The 4,693-nt window shown below is 31.2% G+C and carries 5 protein-coding genes; all 5 read left to right on the plus strand.

Features of this window, described 5'->3' with window-relative positions; genetic code table 11:
• The first annotated feature begins 101 nt into the window (after window positions 1-101).
• Complete coding sequence (locus tag BM265_RS19265; RefSeq protein WP_074963534.1) at window positions 102-1,523, plus strand: oligosaccharide flippase family protein; 1,422 nt, start codon at window positions 102-104, stop codon at window positions 1,521-1,523.
• Complete coding sequence (locus tag BM265_RS19270; protein ID WP_207647025.1) at window positions 1,520-2,476, plus strand: polysaccharide deacetylase family protein; 957 nt, start codon at window positions 1,520-1,522, stop codon at window positions 2,474-2,476. Before BM265_RS19265 ends, BM265_RS19270 begins: the two co-directional genes overlap by 4 nt.
• A gap of 74 nt (window positions 2,477-2,550) precedes the next feature.
• Entirely contained in the window at window positions 2,551-2,790 is a 240-nt protein-coding gene (locus BM265_RS19275) for an acyl carrier protein (protein ID WP_074963535.1), read from the plus strand.
• Between the two features lie 71 nt (window positions 2,791-2,861).
• Complete coding sequence (locus BM265_RS19280; protein WP_074963536.1) at window positions 2,862-3,608, plus strand: SDR family NAD(P)-dependent oxidoreductase; 747 nt, start codon at window positions 2,862-2,864, stop codon at window positions 3,606-3,608.
• Window positions 3,609-3,630: 22 nt separating this feature from the next.
• On the plus strand, window positions 3,631-4,693 hold a 1,063-nt coding region (locus BM265_RS19285; RefSeq protein WP_177219654.1), incomplete at its 3' end, for an AMP-binding protein.

The raw sequence follows: 4,693 nt of genomic DNA on the forward strand, positions 1-4,693 counted from the left end.
ATCATCCATAACTTGGTTCATTTCTTGAACATAACTTTATGAAATACTGAGATTTCGCGAGTATTTACGAGATTTTACAAGATATTTTGAGGAGATTAGTAATGAGTAATAATATTAAAGCCTTAAAATCAGGCGTATGGTATACAATTTCGTCTTTTTTAGTTAGAAGCATAGGATTTATTACAACACCTATTTTTTCTCGGCTATTAACAAAAGCTGAATTTGGTGCTTATAGTAATTATACTTCTTGGTTAAGCATAATAACAATTTTTGTTACTCTTGACTTAGAATCAACATTGATAAGTGCAAGGTTTGATTATAAAGAAAAATTTGATGAATACATATTATCAGTTCTTTCATTAAGTACTCTGTCAGCTATTTTATGGTTAATATTTACAACAATCTTTATAGATCCTATTAGTAGTTTTATTTCTTTAGATAAATCATATATCTATGCAATGCTTATTTATTTATTTTTTCTACCTGCAATTAATCTGTTTCAAACTAGAGAGAGATATTATTATGAATACAAGAAGACGGTTATTACAAGTTTGGTACTTGTAATAAGTAGTGCCGTTCTATCAGTTTTACTTGTATTAAATATGCAAGATAGATTAACAGGAAGAATTTTGGGTGCAATGTTACCGACTGTTGTAATTGGAATATTCTTTTATTTTTACTTTGTAAAAAAAGGAAAGAGAATTATTATTAGTTGTTGGAAATATGCACTTCCAATTTGTTTACCATTTATCCCACATCTATTATCAATGACTTTGCTTAATTCTACGGATAGAGTAATGATAACACGATGGTGCGGTGAAGAAGATACAGCATTATATAGTTTAGCATACAACTGTGGTGCTATAGTAACTATTTTATTGACCGCTGTGAACAAAGCATACGGTCCATGGTTAGCTGAAAAAATAACCGAGAATAAATTTGAGGATGTAAGGAAATTTTCAAGGGTATATATATTAGGCTTTGTATTCATGGCTATTGGTATAATGCTGATATCACCTGAAGTGCTTATGGTACTTGGAGGAAAAAAATATCAAGAGGCTATATACGTTATGGCTCCTGTTTCAATGGGGTGCATTTGTCAGTTCCTATATACGATGTTTGTTAATATAGAACAACTAAAAAAGAAAACAGTGGGTATGGCGATAGCTAGTGTAATTGCTGCTTTCGTTAATTTGATGTTAAACTGGATTTTTATTCCAAGAGTAGGTTATTTAGCCGCTGCATATACAACGCTTGTTGGATATTTGGTTCTTTTAGGAATACATATGTATCTTGTTTATAAAATAAAACTCAATAAAGCATATAACTATGAATTTGTTATTTTTACTGTATTATTGGGAATAGTTTGTATGGTGATAATTACGTTATCATATAGTAGCAAAATAATTAGATATATATTTGTAGTTCTTTATATGTTAATTCTCGTTTTGATTTTCATTAAGTATAAAGCACAAATAATATCCATAATTAATAAGAAAAAAATACGGGGTGAAAATAAATGAATAGTTTAACTGTTGTAATGTATCATTACACTAGAGATTTGAGAAATAGCAGATATCCAAATATTAGGGGAATGGATATTTCGATGTTTCGTGATCAAATTTATTTCTTTGTAAATAATTTTCAAGTTGTTAGTATGGAAGATGTGATTGATTCTATAGAAAGAAAAATAGATTTGCCAAATAATGCTTTGTTATTAACATTTGATGATGGATATATTGATAATTATACATTTGCTTTTCCAGTATTGGACGAGTATGGGGTTCAGGGCAGTTTTTTTATACCTGGAAAAACATTTGCTACTCATCAATTATTAGATGTCAATAAGATACATTATATTTTAGCAAGTGGTAACGAATCAGAAATTGTTCGTGATTTATTAAATGAAATGGATTATTATCGGGGTAAAGATTTTATTTTTGAGTCAACAAATGATTTATATAAAAAATATGCTGTTCCTAATAGGTTTGATAATGGAGATATTATTTTTATTAAACGTATGTTGCAAACAGTCTTGCCTGAACAATTAAGAAATATTATTTCCAGTAATTTGTTTAAAAAGTATGTGGGTATTTCTGAGGATAAGCTTGCGCATGAATTATATATGAATGAGCAACAAATAACGACAATGATTAGGCATGGAATGCATATAGGAGTTCATGGGTATGATCATTATTGGCTTGGAAATCTTGATGTAAATAAGATGCAAAAAGATATTGATTTAGCATTAGATACTTTAAATGCATTTATTGATCCATCATCTTGGTCTATCGCCTACCCGTATGGAAATTATAATGCTGATGTTTTGTCGTATATAAAGTCAAAAGGCGCCAAGATAGGAGTGACTACTGAGGTGAGAAAATTTGATTTAATCAAAGATTCCCCATTAGAGATTCCAAGATTTGATTGTAATGATTTTCCACCTAAGTCCAGAAACTATTATAATATGCAGTAACGAATCGGATTATTTATACGCACGTTAAAAATAGATTCTAAATATTGAATCGTAATTACAGGAGGATTAATTATATGTCTAATATTGAAAAATATCAAAGAGTTTTTTGTGAATTGTTCAACGTGGAAATTGAGAACTTGAATGAAGAATTTACATTTGCCAACATAGATCAATGGGACTCTATGGCACATTTAACTCTTATAAATGAACTTGAGGAAAATTTTGATGTTATGTTTGAAACAGATGATATTCTTCATTTTGGCGGTTATTTGAATGGTATAGAAATATTAAAAAGATACGGTATTGAGTTCTAATTCAGTATCAATAAATGTAGGTATATTTCCTAGGCGAGTATAAGCTTATAAAAAAGAATGAAAGGGAAATTATGAGCGGATTATTAAATAATAAAATTTGTATAATCACGGGTTCGACAAGAGGAATTGGAAAGGAAATTGCTTTATTATTTGCACAAGAAGGTGCGGAGGTTGTTGTAAACGGTTCTACACTTGGTTCAGCTGATGATTGGATAAACAACAGTATACAAAAAGAACGTCTTCACCCATATTATTTTGATATTACGGATACAAAAGCAATTCATAATTGTATTATGGATGTTAAAAAGAAATATGGTCATATTGATGTTTTAGTCAATAATGCTGCAGTGGAATTCAATGAATTGATTGGTATGATTTCATATGAAAATATGATGAAAATGTTTAAAGTAAATGTTTTTGGAACTATTGAAATGATTCAAGCTGTAAGTCGAGTTATGAGCAGAAATGCAAATGGAGGATCCATAATTAATATAAGCTCAATGGTTGGGTTAAGAGGAAATCCTGGACAATTGGTTTATTCAGCTACAAAGGGAGCAGTAATCGCAATTACTAAGAGTGCTGCTAAAGAATTAGCATGCAAAGGAATAAGGGTTAACTCTATTGCACCTGGTCTTACTCAAACTGAGATGATGGAACAAGCAGATTTTGAGAAACTTCAAGGTAGAATCAAAAATATATGTATGGGAAGAATTGCCCAACCTAAAGATATAGCAGGAGGGTGTCTTTTATTAGCATCTGATTATGCAGAGTATATTTCAGGACAGGTACTGCCGGTTGATGGGTGTACTATTATATAATTTAGCGGAGATGATACAGCATATGTTTTTAAATATTGATCAAAAAAAGAGCGATTCAATAGCTTTGATAGATAATGAGGGAGAGCGTGTCTCTTATGGTGAACTTGTGAAATACATGAATGAGTTCATGGGACTAGTTAAAGCACGTTCTGTAATATTTATCTTGTGTAAAAATACAGTTGCTTCTGTAATAGGTTATTTAAGTTTCGTAAATAATGATGTTGTACCAATTTTGTTAAGTGATAAAATAGATGATATTTTGCTGCAAAACCTAATGTCAATCTACACTCCGGCATATATATGGGCTCCAGAAGAAATAAATCGTTTTAGTTATGAGGTAATATACAAATTTAAAAAATATAATCTTTTGAAGACTGGATATAAAGAATACACTTTGAATGGTAAGCTTCAAATATGTATGACAACATCCGGTTCTACAGGTAGTCCTAAATTGGTGCGGTATAAGAAGGGAAACTTGGAAGCTAATGCCAAAAATGTAGCAATTGCTTTTGGTTGGACAGAAAATGAAAGGCCTATTTGTGATTTAGGAATGCAATATACAATGGGATTAAATGTAATTAATACACATTTGTATGTTGGAGCGACCTTACTACTTACAACATACAATTTGATGAGTGGGGATTTTTGGAAATATATTACGAGAGAGCGAGCTACAAATTTTACAGGTGTCCCATTTAGTTATGATTTGATCACTAGATTACATTTCGAACGAATGGATCTTCCCAATCTTAAAACTTTTTCTCAGGGAGGCGGTAAGCTTACTGATGCACGCTTTTTACAACTTGCTAAATACGCTCAGAGTAACGGTAAGAGATTTATCGCCTCTTTTGGAACCACCGAAACATCTGCACGTATGGCTTGCCTTCCATCGGAATTAGCTCTCACCAAAATAGGCAGTATTGGAAAAGCTATTCCAGAAGGTGAAATGTTTTTAATTGATGAAAACGGTGAAGTATTAAATGAGCTGACTGCAGAAGGAGAGTTATGCTATCGAGGACCTAATGTAACAATGGGGTATGCAACGAGCAAAGAAGATTTAATGAAAGACGATGAATTTAATGGAG

The organism is Hominimerdicola alba (assembly GCF_900112155.1).
Lineage (GTDB): Bacteria > Bacillota > Clostridia > Oscillospirales > Ruminococcaceae > Hominimerdicola > Hominimerdicola alba_D.